The organism is Bacillus lumedeiriae, assembly GCF_044891285.1.
In the GTDB taxonomy this organism is placed as follows: domain Bacteria; phylum Bacillota; class Bacilli; order Bacillales; family Domibacillaceae; genus Pseudobacillus; species Pseudobacillus lumedeiriae.
The window spans coordinates 1-16,855 of the sequence record NZ_JAUIYO010000019.1 but is presented as its reverse complement, the minus strand read 5'-3'; the positions used below and the strand labels follow the sequence as shown (position 1 = coordinate 16,855).

The 16,855-nt window shown below is 40.4% G+C and carries 13 protein-coding genes; 2 read left to right on the top strand and 11 right to left on the bottom strand.

Annotated elements, in window-relative coordinates:
• Positions 1 to 155: 155 nt before the first annotated feature.
• The 6 genes from QYG89_RS15310 to QYG89_RS15285 all read right to left on the bottom strand — a co-directional run bounded on the left by QYG89_RS15310 (position 156) and on the right by QYG89_RS15285 (position 6,869).
• Positions 156 to 1,637, bottom strand: a complete 1,482-nt coding sequence (locus QYG89_RS15310; RefSeq protein ID WP_404318881.1) for a sodium:solute symporter family protein — start codon at positions 1,635 to 1,637, stop codon at positions 156 to 158.
• Positions 1,634 to 1,834 (bottom strand): DUF3311 domain-containing protein, encoded by a 201-nt coding sequence (locus QYG89_RS15305; protein WP_404318880.1) that lies wholly within the window; start codon positions 1,832 to 1,834, stop codon positions 1,634 to 1,636. The genes QYG89_RS15310 and QYG89_RS15305 overlap by 4 nt, the downstream gene beginning before the upstream one ends.
• A 294-nt stretch (positions 1,835 to 2,128) precedes the next feature.
• Complete coding sequence (locus QYG89_RS15300; protein ID WP_404318878.1) at positions 2,129 to 3,304, bottom strand: aminotransferase A; 1,176 nt, start codon at positions 3,302 to 3,304, stop codon at positions 2,129 to 2,131.
• A 125-nt stretch (positions 3,305 to 3,429) separates the two neighbouring features.
• On the bottom strand, positions 3,430 to 4,203 hold the full coding sequence (locus QYG89_RS15295; RefSeq protein WP_404318876.1) for a class II aldolase/adducin family protein: 774 nt from the start codon (positions 4,201 to 4,203) through the stop codon (positions 3,430 to 3,432).
• Positions 4,204 to 4,241: 38 nt separating this feature from the next.
• Entirely contained in the window at positions 4,242 to 5,192 is a 951-nt protein-coding gene (locus QYG89_RS15290) for a D-2-hydroxyacid dehydrogenase (protein WP_404318874.1), read from the bottom strand.
• A gap of 12 nt (positions 5,193 to 5,204) precedes the next feature.
• Positions 5,205 to 6,869, bottom strand: coding sequence for an amidohydrolase (locus tag QYG89_RS15285; protein WP_404318872.1), 1,665 nt, complete (start codon positions 6,867 to 6,869; stop codon positions 5,205 to 5,207).
• Between the two features lie 264 nt (positions 6,870 to 7,133).
• Here QYG89_RS15285 and QYG89_RS15280 point away from each other — a divergent pair, with 264 nt between their 5' ends.
• Complete coding sequence (locus QYG89_RS15280) at positions 7,134 to 8,537, top strand: sigma-54 interaction domain-containing protein (RefSeq protein WP_404318870.1); 1,404 nt, start codon at positions 7,134 to 7,136, stop codon at positions 8,535 to 8,537.
• A gap of 225 nt (positions 8,538 to 8,762) precedes the next feature.
• On the top strand, positions 8,763 to 9,347 hold the full coding sequence (locus tag QYG89_RS15275) for a hypothetical protein (protein WP_404318868.1): 585 nt from the start codon (positions 8,763 to 8,765) through the stop codon (positions 9,345 to 9,347).
• Between the two features lie 105 nt (positions 9,348 to 9,452).
• On the opposite strand, the gene QYG89_RS15270 is transcribed toward QYG89_RS15275, so the two are convergent.
• The 5 genes from QYG89_RS15270 to QYG89_RS15250 form a co-directional block, all read right to left on the bottom strand.
• Complete coding sequence (locus tag QYG89_RS15270) at positions 9,453 to 11,051, bottom strand: amidohydrolase (protein WP_404318866.1); 1,599 nt, start codon at positions 11,049 to 11,051, stop codon at positions 9,453 to 9,455.
• A 281-nt stretch (positions 11,052 to 11,332) separates the two neighbouring features.
• Positions 11,333 to 12,646: a branched-chain amino acid transport system II carrier protein gene (gene brnQ / locus QYG89_RS15265; protein WP_404318864.1), complete on the bottom strand. Its 1,314-nt coding sequence runs from the start codon at positions 12,644 to 12,646 to the stop codon at positions 11,333 to 11,335.
• A gap of 372 nt (positions 12,647 to 13,018) precedes the next feature.
• A complete protein-coding gene (locus tag QYG89_RS15260) occupies positions 13,019 to 14,494 on the bottom strand; it encodes a sodium:solute symporter family protein (protein ID WP_404318862.1) in 1,476 nt (491 codons plus the stop codon).
• A complete protein-coding gene (locus QYG89_RS15255) occupies positions 14,494 to 14,691 on the bottom strand; it encodes a DUF3311 domain-containing protein (protein ID WP_404318861.1) in 198 nt (65 codons plus the stop codon). Before QYG89_RS15255 ends, QYG89_RS15260 begins: the two co-directional genes overlap by 1 nt.
• A 512-nt stretch (positions 14,692 to 15,203) precedes the next feature.
• On the bottom strand, positions 15,204 to 16,574 hold the full coding sequence (locus QYG89_RS15250) for a sigma-54 interaction domain-containing protein (protein ID WP_404318859.1): 1,371 nt from the start codon (positions 16,572 to 16,574) through the stop codon (positions 15,204 to 15,206).
• Positions 16,575 to 16,855: the final 281 nt, after the last annotated feature.

Below are 16,855 nucleotides of genomic sequence, written 5' to 3'. Positions count from 1 at the left end.
TACTACATTATATTTATTTCATTGAAAAAGGTGACAATTGGAAATGTCGATAGAATGGTATGGGATAAGCATCTAGAAGTCTGTTTAACGTATTCCTAAAAAAAGCTGTTCTAAAGTCACCGGTTAGATGACTTTAGAACAGCTCCATTAACTATTTATCCTGCTTGACTGCTTTGTTCATCCATTGCAGGAACCCTTTTTGTCAATACACTCACTGTAGCCATCACTAGAAAATTTACCGCCAAAGCAAACACTCCAATGTTAATATCTTTAATAAACTGTGGCATCAATGGGAAAAGGCCGCCTATTGTTGTGTTCGTGATATGGACATAAGCCGCTGTGCCCATTCCCGCTATCATTCCAGCTATAGCCCCTTGTTTTGTTACAAAGTTATTTTTGAATAGGCTGCAAATGAAAGCAGGAAATAACTGTGTAATAAAACTATATCCCATTAAATAAATAGTTAATAAAGTATTTCCTCCGTGCAAAGCAAAATATAAGGCAATAAAAGCTAAAACGATTGGTAAAAATTTGGCTGATTTAGCTTGTTGCGTCTCTGTCATCGGCAAAAAGAAGGCGAAGATATTTTTTGACAACATCGTGGAAGCTGTGATCAAAATGATTGAGCAAGGAACGAGCGCGCATAATAACCCAGCAGCACCAATAATCCCAACAAACCACGGATCAAATGTTTGAATAGCCAGTTTTAATAAAGCCAGATCCGCCGCTGCCCCTTGTAAACCAGGAAGTTGTAAAACCGCTACAAATCCCACTAGACATGAAAATAGCAGCAAAAGCGAATAAAACGGCATCATAATTGCATTTTTACGAAGAGCCTGGTCACTTTTCGCTGCAAAGACAGATAAAAAAGCATTTGGCCACATATAAAATCCTACTGTGCTGAATAAAACAGTCGATACAAACCAAGAAATACTCATTCCCCGATCAGGCAAGATAAGTAATTCCGGTTTAATTTCCTGAATAGATTGAAACATCAGCTGAATGCCGCCATGATAATGAAAAGGCAAATAAAGTCCGATAAAAGCAAGCACAGAAAAGGTTAATATATCTTTGATTAAAGCCACACGCGACGAACCATGAAGACCTGAAATGGTTGTATACACTACAACAGAGATGACTCCAGCCCAAATCGCTAAAGAAGGAGATATTTTTCCGTATGAAGCTTCGGAAACAATCAGACCAAGCCCTTTAAATGCGATGACCATTAGAGGAATCATCGAGGTCACACCGACTAGGGTAACGAAAACGCCTAACAGTGGACTTTTATATTTTGAAGAAAAAAAGTCTGCTTGCGAGATAAGCTGATTCTGCTGAGCGTATTTTCGAATAAACGGAAGGATAAAATATGCTAACGCACAGCCGAGCGCAATATAACACATAAAATAATAGGCCGAGACCCCGCCGAAATAGGCCATTCCAGCTAGTCCAGTTAAAGAGAACGTCGTAAAGAACTCCCCTGCTAGAAGAAAGAATGTAATTAACGTGCCCATTCCCCTTCCTCCAAGGGCCCATTGTTCCATATTCATTTTCTGTCCTTTACTGGAATAGCTCGAACGGATCGCCCAATAAATACTAATGAGAAGAAACCCTATTATGATAAAAATTGAAATATTCATTGATGATCCCCTTTCCTCTTACCCTCATCCATTCGGTAAATAATCATTAATACAAAAGATGTAAGAATCACCCATAAAACAAGCCAAAAATGCAAAAATGGCAAACCAAACACATAAGGTGTGACCCTATTGGCGAACCCAATGCCGCCTAGCATTCCAAGAAGCGGAACCAGGACTAATAAGTGATAAAGCTTCATAAACAACGCCTCTTTTCTCTTTCTAAAATGTCGTTACTGATTAGCTAAATGCCGTTAAAATATTTAAAATATTCAGTATAAAAAACGCAGCCATACACCCATTATGGAAATAAGAAGCCCCAGCTAAAGCGTCCAGCCTCACAACCGTATACCTGCTGTTCAGAGAATGAGTATCCGTCACATCTGATATATTAAGGGTGAGGCCAGATCTTTTTAAATCAACTTCATCTTACACGGCGGATTCGGGCAGTTCGGCTATAGCACGTGATCAAAATACCCCACCTCTCCGGCAGATTAATGAACGGCTGCATGCACACCGATTTTTTTCAAAAATCTTTCTATCCGATTGAATCCTTCTTCCAGCTCCTCCATCGAACAAGCAAAAGACAGGCGGATATAGCCCTCTCCAAGCTCAGAAAAAGCACTGCCTGGTACGACGGCTACTTTTGCTTCTTCCAATAATTGAAGAGCAAAGTCAAGGGAGGTCATATTCGTCTGTTTAATAGATGGAAATAAATAAAACGCGCTCTCTGGCTTTACTACATCTAACCCCATAGAAACGGCACGTTCATACACGTAATCCCGTCTTCTTTTATACTCTACTTTCATTTGTGCCACTTCATCAATTTCCTCAGCTAACGCTGCAATAGCCGCATATTGGCTGATTGTGCTGGCACAAACCGTATTAAATAGATGGACTTTTAATAGTTCACCCGCAATCTCAGCAGGACCGAAAACGAAGCCGATTCTCCATCCCGTCATCGAATGTGATTTAGAAAGACCATTAATTAGAATCGTTTTTTCTCTCAATTCCGGAACAGAGGCAATTGAATGATGATCTTTATCATAAACGAGTCCGCTATAGATTTCATCAGACAAAATAAAGATATCCTTATCTTTTAACAGATGAGCTATTTTCGCTATCTCTTCTTGATCGAGTGTACATCCCGTTGGATTCGACGGATAAGACAGAACGATGCAGCGGGTACGTTCCGTGAGTTTCTCCTCGATCATGGCAGCCGTCACTTTAAAGCCTGTTTCCCTCGTGTCAATGTAAACGGGTACCGCGCCGCATAATGTAATCGTGGGTACATATCCCGGATAGACCGGTGCTGGGATAATAACCTCACTGCCTTCTTCTAAAATGGCACGAAAGGCTGCATCAATCGCTTCACTCGCGCCGATCGTTACAATCACCTCATCCTCTGGGCGATAAGAAAGACCATACAGCCGGTTCATGTACTCACTGGCTGCTTGTCTTAATTGAAGCAAACCAGCGTTGTGTGTATAAGTCGTATAATTGTCGTCGATAGCCTTTTTTCCAGCTGATTTTATTTTTTCAGGAGTAGGAAAATCCGGCTGTCCCAGTGTCATATTAATAATATCTGGATCCGCTGCTGCTTTGTTTGCAATGGCACGTATGCCAGATACTTCTATTGTTTTTAATTGTTCATTAATTAAATGGATCATATTCTCGTCCCCTTCTGTAATGCTGCTTTAGTAAAATAATGAATGATCCTATTGATCAAACGCCTTTCTATGGCTCCCGGTCATTCAAAAAAGCAAGTCCTTGTAAGTAACCGGGAGCCGTCTGATTACCCCAAGAAGTCCGGTTCTTCTTTTAAAATCTGATCGTACAACGGATGGAAGTTGCCTACTCCTGCAAGTGGGAATCCAATTTGTTTAGCTGTTAACTCCGCATGGGCTTCTTCAATTAAAATCGGTTTGCCGATTTGTTCTGCCATGATTTGTGTCTTACACGCTTCTTCCATGAAAATGAACCACCAAACCGCGGCCTCTACTGTTTGGCCGACCGTTAACAATCCATGATTTTGTAAAATGACCGCTTTATAATCCCCCAGTGCCTGCGCGATCCGCTTTCCCTCATCCAGCTCATGAACAACACCGGTATAATCGTTAAAAAGGCCATGATCTTTATAAAATGCACAACTGTCCTGCGTAATCGGGTCAAGCAGTCTTCCCGTCGTTGACCATACTTTTCCATACGGAGAATGAGTATGGGCAGCCGCGGCTACGTCTGGTCTCGCTGCATGAATTTGAGAATGGATCGCAAAAGCCGCCCGATTGATTGGCTTCTTCCCTTCAACGATTCGGCCCTCATCATTGACGAGAAGAAGGTCAGAAACTTTGATCTGGCTAAAACTCGTCGTAAATGGGTTCACCCAAAAGTGATCAGTAAACTCCGGATCGCGAACAGTAATATGGCCGGCTACTCCCATATCAAATCCGCGGCGGGCCAAAATCCGGAAGGCGCCGGCCAGCCGCTGTTTGCAGTGCAAACGCTCTTCCTCATAGTTTTTAAATTTTTTTACTTGGATAGCATCTTCTTCTTTATACGTTTTTCCCATGGTTTCTCTCTCCTTTAATCTGTGAATTAAGGATTTTATTAATATCCTTTTGCTAACTTAATATAGTAAGGAGGCTGTTCATTTCGTTTGTATGCCTCCCAATTTAAAGCGACCTTTTCAATGGCACGGTCAAAAAAGCGATTAGATACCGCCGCGATATGCGGTGTAATGATCAAATTCTCCACATTCCAAAGCGGATGATCGGCCGGCAGCGGTTCCGGTTCTGTGACATCAATCGCTGCTCCTTTAATGTCTTTATTATTCAAACTTTCGATTAGTTCTTCTGCGTTGACTAATGTTCCCCGGCCAACGTTGATGAAATATGCACTTTTCTTCATCGCCTCGAATTCTTTTTTACCAAAGCAGTGATACGTCTCTTTTGTTGCGGGTAGAAGCAGAACAACGAAATCACTGTTTTGCAGCACGTCTATTTTTTGTTCCATCGTATACATTTCATCAAAATGAGGCTTGATCGTTCCGCTCGTATTGACCCCAATTACTTTCATCCCCAGCAATCGGCATCTTTCCGCGATGAATTGACCGATTCGTCCCGCTCCAAAAATCGCTACCGTCTTGCCATATATTTCTTGATCCATTTCTTTCCGATTCCACTCTTGTATTCTTTGAGACTTTTCATATTTTCGGATATCGCGGGTGAAGTACAAAATCATACTAAGTACATACTCAGAAAGAGGGATGCTGTGAAAATCTTGGATGTTCGTTAATAGAATCCCCCGTTTCATCAGTTCCTCCATCGGAATCTGTTCCACACCCGCTTGAAACACTTGAATCCATTTCAGTGACTTCATTAACTCCAAAGTTGTTTCATTGACCTGCGCTCCGTATGTAAGGAGTATTTCAACCTTATCAAGCGGAACATTCAGGCTCATTAAATCCGGCTCAACGGCTACTTCCATCGGATAAACCAAATCGGCCAATTGTTTAACATATTGATCATCCATGTCATGCGGCAGTGAAATTAATAACATAACTCTTTCTCCTTAAAGTTTTGAATATTCTAGTTTTCTGTCTTCTTCATTCGTATAAAAGGCGTCCTGGCCGTCTTTACACTCATACATGACTTTTCCTTCAACCATCGTCAGTTGAACAGTGATATTTTTTATGTCGTCCTCTCGTACAGCGAAAGGATCTTGATCAAGTACGATCAAATCAGCATATTTGCCGACAGTTAAACTGCCGATGATTTTCTCATCAAACCCGCTGTAAGCAGCATCTATCGTATAAGCTTTAATGGCATCTTCCACACTAATTTTTTCTTCTGTGCCGAGCCGCTGCCCCTCAATTGTTTTGCGGGCTGCTGCTGAATAAATCCCGTATAACGGATTCCCGCTGCAGACCGGCATATCAGAGTTTCCAGGTGCAGAAATGCCATATTTTTTAAATGAAGCATGCGGGAAAATTCGCTTTGTCCGTTCCTCCCCCAAGTTTCTTAAGTAACTGTCGCCAATCGAATAAATAAACCCTACGGAAGAAGCAGCTACGATATCATTTCTAGCGATTCTCTCTAAATGATCGGTTGTCGGAAGAACAACATGTTCGATTCGGTGTCTCATGGATTTGATTTGTTCCGGTCCGCCGCCTTGTTCAATAGCCTGTAGCGCCATTTCGATCGCCCGGTCACCGATTCCATGAATAGATACCCGTAAATCGTTGCCTATCGCTTTACGAACGTGCCAATTAATTGTTTCCTGATCCATATACGTAATCCCAATATTATCTGGATCGTTCTCAAATGGTTCTGAAACAGCGGCTGTTTTTCCGCCGACACTGCCGTCAAGCATATACTTGAGCCCTTGAATGTTCAGACGATCATTGCCGAAACCACTTTCAATTCCCATAGTGAATGTTTCTTCCTGTACTCCGTCCCAGCCCATTTGCGTTAAGGCCCATAACCAGAGCCGCACTTTTAAAACAAGCGTGTTTTCATTGATCATTTGTTGATAAATGTGCATTTCCTTTTTCTTAACGGCCATATCGTGAACGGTTGTTACTCCCCATTTCAAGAAATGCTGCTGGGCTTGTTCCATTGCTTTTTTCAGTTCACTTACAGAAAAAGCTGGTACATCAAATTTCGTGACAGCGTTTTCTTGGACAAGCCCGCTAAATTGACCCGTGGCGGGATCTTTATGGAATCGTCCTCCTGCAGGATCTGCAGGGTTTATCAGCAGTCCGCATACTTCCAATGCCTTGCGGTTGACGACCGCATTATGATTACAAATACGCTTTAACATTACCGGGTGGTCAGGAGCAGCGGCGCTTAATTCGTCAATCGTTGGAAACCGTTTATCTTTCAGTCTCGTATCATCCCACCCATTGCCGAGAATCCATTCTCCTTTTGGAATCTCTTTACTCTTTTCTTTCACTTTTTGAAGAATATCGGCAATCGTCGGAGTGAACTCATACCGCAAATCAAGCTTCAATAACTCAGCGGCATATTCTAACGGATGAGCGTGACTTTCAATGATACCAGGCAATACAGCTTTATTTTCTAAATCCATAACCTTCGTACCGTCGCCTTTAAATGATTCCGCCTGATCGTTGATTCCGACAATCTTCCCATCTTTAATAGCTAGTTTATTAGCTACAGGCACCGTTTCGTCCATCGTATAAAACTTAGCATTATGAAGAATTACATCTGCATACATGTGATCACTCCCCTAAGAAATTGATGCTCGATTCTATAATTGCAATATCTATGCCAACAGAAAAAAATGTTTTCTCATCAAAAAGCCTTTTATTTTGCCTATTTCTCCTCGAAAAGTCAGACTGTTCAGTTATACATCGCTTCTTCTGATCCATTTACGGTTCACTTTTTTATTAATGGATCATTGAATACGTTTCCTCTCTCTGTTACGATCTGTTTATGGATCAAAGATTGATTCTTTAAAAGAAATTGGACGGTGATAGGCGTGAACAAAGAAAATCTTTTGGAAATTTTAGATTCTTTAAATGATGGATTTTACATAACAGATGCGAAGGGGAACACCGTTTGGATGAGCCAAGCAAGCTGTGAAATGTTAAAAAAAACGCGGGAGGAATTAATCGGACAAAATGTTTGGGATCTTGAAAAACAAGGATTATTCTCTCCTTCTGTGAACCGGCTTGTTTTACAAAAAAACGAGTCGATCTCCATCATTCAAACGATCAAAGGATACCATCAAAAATTTCTCGTCAGCGGGCATATCGTTCGGGATGAACGCGGGGGCATCAAGTGGGTCGTGACCCATGCGGGAAGCATTAACCGGGACTTGCTTTCTACTACGCAGCACGCGGAAGTAGAAGCTGTTCTGAATCGCTATGTACAAGAGCTTCGGAACTTACAAACTAAAAACGAAACAATCGATGGCACAAATCCATTAATTGGCGAAACACCCCACTTCAAAAAACTGATCGGTCAAGCAGAAAAAATCGCTGTCTCGGATGCTTCGGTATTAATTACCGGGGAAACCGGATGTGGAAAAAACGTGTTTGCCAACTATATTCATAAATTAAGTGAACGGCATGATAAGCCTTTTATTCAAGTAAACTGCGGGGCGATTCCGGAAAGTCTATTTGAATCAGAATTGTTCGGTTATAAGAAAGGAGCGTTTACCGGGGCATCTGGGAAAGGAAAAATCGGGCTCGTAGAAGTGGCCGAAGGCGGTACACTCTTTTTGGATGAAATTGGAGAGCTTCCTTTACACTTGCAAGTGAAGATTTTGCAATTAATTCAAGATAAAACGTATTTGCCGATTGGGGAAGTATATCTTCACAGTGCGAATGTGCGAATCATCGCCGCTACGAATAAGGATTTGTTAAAGTTATCAGAGGAAAACAAATTTCGTGCCGATTTATTTTACAGACTCAATGTTTTATCGATGAAAGTTCCGGCCTTGCGGGAGCGTCCGGAAGATATCTTTTTACTTCTGCGGCATTATGTCGATGTGTATAATAAAAAATATAAAATGAATAAAACGTTATCAAGGGAAGCCATCACTGTCCTGCAATCCTATTCATGGCCGGGCAATATCCGCGAACTGTCCAACACGGTGGAAAGAGCGTTAATCATGTCGGACCATGATCAAATCGAAGCTGACGAACTCCCCGATAACATTCAAGAATATAAAGGCTCCTCTTTCACAGTCCAACATAACCAAGATGTAAATAAACCATTAAGAAAATATCTGGACGAGATTGAAAAGGATTTCATTCAACATAAGCTGCAAGAAGCAAAAACAACGAGAGAAGCAGCCAAATTACTCGGTATCCCGCAGTCGACCCTGATGAGAAAGATTCAGAAGTACGGGATTAATGATCATCTTCAGAAACTGTAATTTTATGCAAATAAATAAACTTCGTTGCTGTTTTCTAGGCTATGTATTAGTGACTATTATTAATTGTACCGCTTTGTTGATTGGGGTTGAAATCAACAGATTGTTTAACAAAGCCATTTTCTAAAAAAACATTTAGCCAAAATTCATCTCGTTCTAATCAAATTTTCATGTATGTAGACTATACTGGCAATACGTTTTACATTCAATGATTAGGGAGTATATATGATGAATTCAAAACAGAATACAAGAAAACACCATTACTTTTTATCAAGCTATATTCCAAATTCAAAAGAACGAAGAACTGTCGTTGCCTGTTTAATCGTAACTATTTGTTTATTTTTCATTGGAATTTTACTTATTTCCTTTAATCATCCGCAGTTCATGATACAGGGAGATGAATATTATAAAGATATAATGGAGTCTTTGGGATCTGCGTCGATGGTCTTGTATTTCGCCGTTTTTGCCATCTATCCCATTTTTCTTTTATTAAAGTGGAAACGATTAAAAATGATAAAATGGAGACACTTTCAATTAAAAAGTTCCTTACAATTTCTCGGAGTGCTGACGAGAAAGTGGCATGTGTCTCTTGCCTTAGCAGCTACCGGATCGGCTTCTTTGCATGGATATTTAGCATTCATAACGGATTTTAAATGGGACTTTACGAATGTTACCGGAATCCTTGCTAGTATTTTTTTATTTTTTCTCTTATTTACAGGGTTGAAACGATTCAAGAGAAATGATAAAAAGCAACATTTCAAATTGGCTCTTGTGTTTCTCATTTTATTGATATTTCATGCTTCTTTTGATTAAATAATTAACTTAACCATACCGAAAGATTAATTTGCCCCCTACAAGCAGGCATTGATCAACAATCTAAAGAGGATGCCTTCTTTGCAGGGCATCCTCTTCTAACGCTTATTTCTGATAAACAATCTCTCCGCCGATAACCGTCATTTCAATATCGGTATTTAAGAGTTCATCTGGAGCATTCATCGATAAAAGGTTGTTCGAATAGACCGTCATATCGGCTAATTTCCCTCTTGCTATCGTTCCTTTTTTGTGTTCTTCGTTTGTGGCATAAGCTCCGCCCACCGTAAACACCTTAAGGGCCTCAAGCATAGAGATTTTTTCTTTTTTATTCCAGCCATCATGAGACTGTGAAGGAGCGCGTCGAGTCACAGCCGCATGAATCCCCAGCAGCGGATCCACCGGCTCTACTGGTGCGTCCGATCCCCCTCCGCATAATACACCTGCGGCAAGCAGCGATTTCCACGCATATAAATACTGAATTCTCTTCTCCCCAAGCCGGTCTTGTACCCATGGGAAGTCCCCAACTAAAAATCTTGGCTGAATATCCGCTACTAGATTTGGGTCCGCCAGCCGCTCAATTAAATCTTCCCGCAGCAAAGATACATGAATAATGCGGTCACGCTGCTTCACTTTTGGAAACTGATCGAGTACTTGCAACACATTTTCCACGGCTTGATCGCCAATGGTATGAACAGCAATCGGCATCGAATACGCTCTTGCTTCTTTTACCATTTGGTAAAGCTCTTCCTGACTGTGCTGCGCTTCCCCATATTGACCCGGTGCATCATGGTAAGGTGCTGAAAGCAGAGCTGTTCTTCTTCCGAGTGCGCCATCCGCAAAGATTTTTATTGCTCCGATTTGCAGTCGATCATTTCCATATCCCGCATACATTTCTCTTTCTTTTAGACGGCTAAGAAAAGGATAATCGATCAGAAGGTTGCAGCGCAGCCCTTTTCGTTCTTTATTCAATAATTCATCATACATTTTATACGTTTGATCAAAACCGCCCAAATAAAGCGGATCATTCGTATGAACACTCGTTAATCCCCGCTGTATCGCATGATTCATCGCTTGCTCTAGTCCGTCCTTTAATTCTTCATATGTTCGTTCTGGTATGCGCTCTGTAATAAGCTTGGAAGCGGACTCCAGCAGCAATCCAGTCGGTTTTTTCGTATCCGGATCGAGAATGATGCTTCCGCCAGTTGGAACAGCCAGTGAAGGATGATAATTACACATTTCCAGCGCTTTACTGTTTACGAGAAACGCATGGTGACAAACCCGCTTTAAGAAAACGGGACAATGAGGAGCAATATGATCTAACTCTTGTATAGTCGGGATCGTTCCGTCCGTAAAAAGATTCTCGTCCCATCCAATGCCTAACAGCCATTTCCCCGGTGGTGTGGCATTCGCTCTTTCTTTTATTTTTTCCAGCATTTCTCTCTTAGAAGTCACACCGATTAAATTCAAATCTAAATATTGAAAGGCGACCCCTGAAAGATGAAGGTGGCTGTCAACAAGGCCGGGAGTCACCATCTTTCCTTGTAAGTCGATCACTTTCGCCTCATTTCTTCCCCATTGCAAAGTCATATCTGCATGTGATCCAATATCTATAATTTTGCCATCTTCCACGACGACAGATTGTACGATCGGCTGATTCGTATCGAGTGTATAAATGGCTCCGTTTGTATATATTGTTTTTGACATAATGGTTCCTCCCAGACGTCACGTAAAATTAATGAAAAAAGTGGTATGATGTACGGCCGCTTTTCTTCCCCATCATCTACATTGATGGATGGACACATACATAGACCATCATTATTGTACCAAAAAATACAAGCATTGATAAAAACGACATAAAAGAAGAATCGTTACTCCTCCTTTTTCGCAAAAAGATCCATTTTCAGATCTTAGATCTGAAAATGGATCGCATCACATTACTGATTGTTGCGTATTGGGTCAATTATGAATCACAATAGCCCGAAAAATCAGCTGGCGCGGTTTTCAATCTTATCCTTATTAGATGATCCATATTTGTATATGAATGTTCCAACAATGAAACCAATCACCGATGGGATTAACCATGAGAAACCGCTTGCACTGAGCGGAATGAAAGAAATAAATTGGGTAACAGGCTTAATCTCAATACCCGACATTGCTAACGTTTCGAATATACTAATGATCATCGTAACAATGACGGCTCCTCTATAGGCTCCTGCATTCGGAATAAATTTACGGAATATTCCTAAAAACACAAGCACAATGGATACCGGATAAATGCCAATGAACAGCGGCAGCGCATAGTCAATAATTTTTTCGACGCCAAGCGTAGCCACTCCAATGCCTGCTAAAGAAATAATAATGACGAAATTGCGATAACTGATTTTATGATTCGTTAATTGGCTAAGAAAGTCTGCTGATGCTGCTGTCAAACCAATAGCAGTTGTCAGACAAGCTAACGCTACGCATACAGATAAAGCGATGGTGCCGTATGTGCCAAGAAGCTGATCAACTAGCCCGATCACAAGCGATGTGCTGTCAATATCTTTCGGAAACACTCCGCTGCCTGTCGCTCCAAGGTACAGTAATCCTCCATAGACGACTAATAACCCCAATCCTGCGATGACCGTGCCGTTAACCGCTATTCTCCGCAGGTCAGCCTTCTCAGTATAGCCTTTTCCCACAATAGCAGCGAAAAAAATAGATGCACAAAGCAGCCCAGTTAGAAGGTCCCCTGTTTGATACCCGTTAATAAACGAGTAAGAAAACGGGTTTTCCAGCCCTGTCGCTGCCGGTGCCTTAATCGGATCGAATGTCCCTTTAACTACGATAAAAAGAAGGATAGCGACTAAGGCCGGTGTCAGAAACTTCCCTACTTTATCAATGAAATTCGATTTATCCATCGCAAAATAAAAATTGAGAGCGAAAAACACAAGAATCGTAGCAATCGACGGTACTTGAGGGAATAAGGCGTGAATGCCCAGCTCATGCGTCGTTGCCGCTGTTCTCGGTATCGTAATCGTCATTCCAATCCCTACCATGACTAGCACATTAAAAAACTTGTAAAACCAAGAACTAATAGGATTTGTGAGCACTTCAAATTTCCCTTCGGAATTTAAAACAGCAATAATACCTAAAATCGGAAGGATAATCCCGGTCAAAACAAAACCGATCATTGCCGCCCCCCAGTTGTCCCCGGCAGCTAAGCCGATGGACGGCGGGAAAATCAAGTTCCCTGCGCCAAAAAAAATCGCGAATAACGCAAAACCAAATGTAAGACTGTCACGTGTACTCTTTTTCACTTTTACTCACACCTTTTTCTACATTTTTTTATAACCACCTTGTCTCTATTAAAAAACTTCTGTTCATATCCGCTTCATTCACCTCCTTCATGTACCTATTCATTTGCAATTATTATGCCAAATATCTAAATTTACTGAATTTTCATATTAAAAAAGCAGGTTTTTTGTCAGGAGGAATACAATAAGAAAGAAGGGAACGACAGATGATTCTGTCATTAGTCCTTCTCTATATCACGAAATGTATCGAGAGTGCAACACATCCATTTTTTTGAAAAATGTTGTAAGGGAAGTTCACTCCAAATGGGGTTAGAGACAACTTCCCTTGTGAACAATACTTTTTACATCGATGTGTAACTACTAATGGAACGAAAATTAAACTGTTTCCAACTCTTCCTTGGCAGCAACGACTGACTTTTGAGTAACAAGACTCACTACAATCATGACTACTACGTTGATTAAAAGGGCGATCAATCCAATGTTCATGTCTTTAACCACTTGAGGCAGAGATGGGAATAGAGCACCGATCGTTGCTTTTGTAAGTGTCGTATATCCTACCGTAGCTAAACCAGCAATGATCCCAGAAATCGCCCCTTGTTTTGTGACAAAGTTATTTTTCCAAAGACTGACAATAAAGGATGGGAATAATTGAGTCACCATGTTATATCCCATTAAAAGCAAAGCAACGATTGTATTTCCTCCGGATAAGGTAAAGTAAACAGCGATAAGCGCCAAAACAGGGACTAAAATCTTAGCAAGTTTCATAATTCGTGCATCTGGTGCATCTGGTGCAAAGTGCTTGTATACATTGTTAGCTAGCAGCGTCGCTGAACTCATTAAAATCATCGAACCCGGTACAAGTGCCGTTAATAATCCAGCTGCTCCAATGACTCCAACAAACCAAGGATCAAACGTTGCCATAGATAGTTTCAGTAAAGCAAGGTCCATCTCCGGTCCTTGTAAACCAGGAACGACGATAATCGCTGCATAACCAACAAAGATAGCTCCAACAGATAATGCTCCGTAAAGCGGAAGGATAAACGCATTTTTACGGAAGGTTCTCGCATTTTGTGCTGTATAAGCAGCTCCAAATGTTTGTGGCCACATATAAAAACCCAGAGTCGTTAAAACAATCGTTGAGATATACCATGAAGCGCCCATTCCCTGATGAGGAAGCGTTAGAAAATTCGGCTTCGCTGCATTAACCGCTTCAAACATTGGCTGAATTCCTCCAAAGTAATGAAGAGGAACATAAATGCCAAGGAATAAAGCAACTAAAGCGATCATGATATCTTTGAGAACGGCTGTCCAGACGGAACCATGAACACCAGAAATCATGACATAAATAGTAACTGAAATCGCACCAATCCAAATAGCAACCGTAGGTGAAATCGAACCATATGATGTCGTTGAAACGATAATTCCTAAACCTTTTAATTGAAGAATTAAAAATGGAATAAGAGCTAAAACACCAACGATAGAAACAAGTACACCTAATAACGGGCTGTTGTACTTCTTCACATAAAAGTCAGCTTGTGACACTAACTTATGTTTATTCCCATAACTCCAAACAGCTGGATAAATCCAATATGAAAACAAATAACCTAAAGCTGCAAATGCGATCCCATATAGAGCCGGGCCGCCAATCCCATATGCCCATCCACTTGATCCTAAGAAAGTAGATGTGGAATAAATTTCACCCGCTAACAAAATCATGATCAAAATAGGACCAAACCCGCGTCCGCCGACTGTCCATTGTTCAAGATCCATATCTTTGCCTCGTGTTGCCCGGATTCCTAAGTAAAGTGACAAAGCTAAGAAACCAAAAATAATTATAATTGCTATATTCATTATTCTTCGCTCTCCTTATTCACCGGATCAAACTTATAAATGATAAAAGCTACCAAAGATGCGAGTATTAATGAAAAGAAGTTCCAGAAGAAGAACAATGGCATCCCTAGAATGTATGGTTCAATACTATTTGCCCAAAACGGGCCTCCAAATATAAATATGACAGGAATTAATGCCAGAAAATAAATCGGTTTCATAAAATCCTCCTTCAAGCTTTTTTCTCATATGCCTTACGCTAAAAACTTAAATACAGCGTTTGCAAAGATTTTGGCACCGTATTCAAATGCGTCTTCATCAACATCGATACAGAGATGATGGTACGAATAAACCATTCTTTTTCTTCATTTATCATCTTCCTTTCCTAAAACAAATATTCTAACGTTTTATATTCCAGCAAATAGATTATTAAGGAGGACCTTCAGTCTTACTGGGATGAACCACTCCCTCTTGTATTCGTAATTTTAAAATAATAATTTCAGCATTGTATTTTATCAATGCAATTATCGTGCCATTTTTATAAAAACGATCTTCATAATATGAATAAAACACTAATACAAGCGCATTACAAAAGGTTTTTTAAGTATTATTTTTTTATAAGAAATCATAACGAGACCTTTTGTGGTATTTTGTCGAATCCTCACTACCTTTAAATCTTTTCTGAAAAAAACAAAAAGAGGGGGAAAATTTCCTCCTCTTTAGTAAAAACTTTTTACCTCAACTTATATTTGTCCATTTTATATTTCAAGGATTGTTTAGAAATACCGAGCTGTCTGGCAGCCTGCGCAATGACCCCATTTGATTTTTGTAATTCACTGACAATAATTCCTTTTTCATACGCATCCACGGCTTCTGGCAGAGAGCACCCTTGAAGCTCTAGCTGACCGCTTATGATGGTGCGGTTGTATTTTCTGATTCTTGCCGGGATATCTTCCAGCGTTATTTCATTCGTATTTGCATTATTAAAAGCTGTTTCTATCGCATTTTTCAATTCCCTAATGTTTCCTGGCCATTCATACGTTTTAAAACAATCTACAACTTCCTTCTGAACATGCTCAATAAAAATATTCATGTGGCTGTTGTAAAAGTTAACGTAATGTTCAAGCAGCACATCAATATCTTCTTTTCGGTCTGCCAGGTTAGGCAAATCGATCTGAACGACACCTAAACGATAATATAGATCTTCCCTCAGCCTTTTTTCCTCAAGCAAAATGTCCGGGTCTTCATTTGTTGCTGAAACTACCCGCAGATCTACTATAATGTTTTTTTTGCCGCCTATTCTTCGGATGGTTTTTTCCTCAATCGCTTTCAGCAGTTTGACTTGCAGACTGATCTCCAAAGAATTGATTTCATCTAAAAACAACGTGCCGCCATCCGCCTGCTCGAATAAGCCGGGCATATCTTCTGAGCCAGTGAAGCTTCCTTTATTCGTTCCAAATAACGTGCTCTCTAATAAATTAGCCGGAACAGCCCCGCAATTTAGAGAAATGAAAGGCTTGTTGTATCTTTCGCTTAAATTGTGAATGGCTTGGGCAACGACTTCTTTTCCCGTTCCTGTTCTGCCATGGATCAATACGGTTGAATCCGTCTTAGCGATTTTTTCGATTTTTCTTTTAACCGCTTCCATGCTTGAATTAACCGTAATTATATCGTCAATCGTATAGACCGTATTGTTTTTCCGATAAATCTTATGACGTGCGTATTTATCTAAATGCTGGATACTTCCTTTCTCAAAGAAATGCTTTGAAAATTCAACAGCGCCTATAATTTTATCGTCTTTCTTAATTGGGTATGTAGAATTGACGGAGACAATACTCTTTCCTCTCTTCGTTGTGATTTCTTGTTTCACATCACATATCGGCCATCCTGTTTTTAAAACCGTCATGATGGTACTATTTTCAGCCGTCAAATCTCTGTAAGAATCCGTGACATGCTGCCCAATAAAATCTTCGGGTCTTTGATCTAATTCTTTTAGCACCTGGAGATCGGCTAAATCATAAAAGATCACTTTCCCATTCGCATCCGTTACTAATATATTGTCAAAGTCGGATAAATTCTTGAAACTTTTCAGCTCAATATCCATCCTTGTCTCCTCCTATCTTATTCAGGCAAAGTACTCAAAAAATACTCTTTCATTTACTAACAACTATTTCTGTTTCCTGAATATACAATTGTACAACTTATGCGGTTCCATTGTAACATTTCTTGTTTTAAAAATTAAAGCAGTCAACCTTCTTACCGAATCAACTGCATGATTTCTTTGAAACGATTAAACATACTATTATCCAGCATACTGACGACGCTTGACGACCGATCAACCGTTAGCCGCTCACCAAAAGCAATGAAAAAATCTATATAAAAAGA

What these genes read in the sequence shown, in the direction of transcription:
- QYG89_RS15290 (WP_404318874.1), bottom strand. Translation starts at nt 5,192, where the DNA reads ATGTTATTAATTTCACTGCCGCATGACATGGATGATCAATATGTTAAA.
- QYG89_RS15310 (WP_404318881.1), bottom strand. Translation starts at nt 1,637, where the DNA reads ATGAATATTTCAATTTTTATCATAATAGGGTTTCTTCTCATTAGTATT.
- QYG89_RS15295 (WP_404318876.1), bottom strand. Translation starts at nt 4,203, where the DNA reads ATGGGAAAAACGTATAAAGAAGAAGATGCTATCCAAGTAAAAAAATTT.
- QYG89_RS15300 (WP_404318878.1), bottom strand. Translation starts at nt 3,304, where the DNA reads ATGATCCATTTAATTAATGAACAATTAAAAACAATAGAAGTATCTGGC.
- QYG89_RS15250 (WP_404318859.1), bottom strand. Translation starts at nt 16,574, where the DNA reads ATGGATATTGAGCTGAAAAGTTTCAAGAATTTATCCGACTTTGACAAT.
- QYG89_RS15305 (WP_404318880.1), bottom strand. Translation starts at nt 1,834, where the DNA reads ATGAAGCTTTATCACTTATTAGTCCTGGTTCCGCTTCTTGGAATGCTA.
- QYG89_RS15270 (WP_404318866.1), bottom strand. Translation starts at nt 11,051, where the DNA reads ATGTCAAAAACAATATATACAAACGGAGCCATTTATACACTCGATACG.
- QYG89_RS15285 (WP_404318872.1), bottom strand. Translation starts at nt 6,869, where the DNA reads ATGTATGCAGATGTAATTCTTCATAATGCTAAGTTTTATACGATGGAC.
- QYG89_RS15275 (WP_404318868.1), top strand. Translation starts at nt 8,763, where the DNA reads ATGAATTCAAAACAGAATACAAGAAAACACCATTACTTTTTATCAAGC.
- QYG89_RS15255 (WP_404318861.1), bottom strand. Translation starts at nt 14,691, where the DNA reads ATGAAACCGATTTATTTTCTGGCATTAATTCCTGTCATATTTATATTT.
- QYG89_RS15260 (WP_404318862.1), bottom strand. Translation starts at nt 14,494, where the DNA reads ATGAATATAGCAATTATAATTATTTTTGGTTTCTTAGCTTTGTCACTT.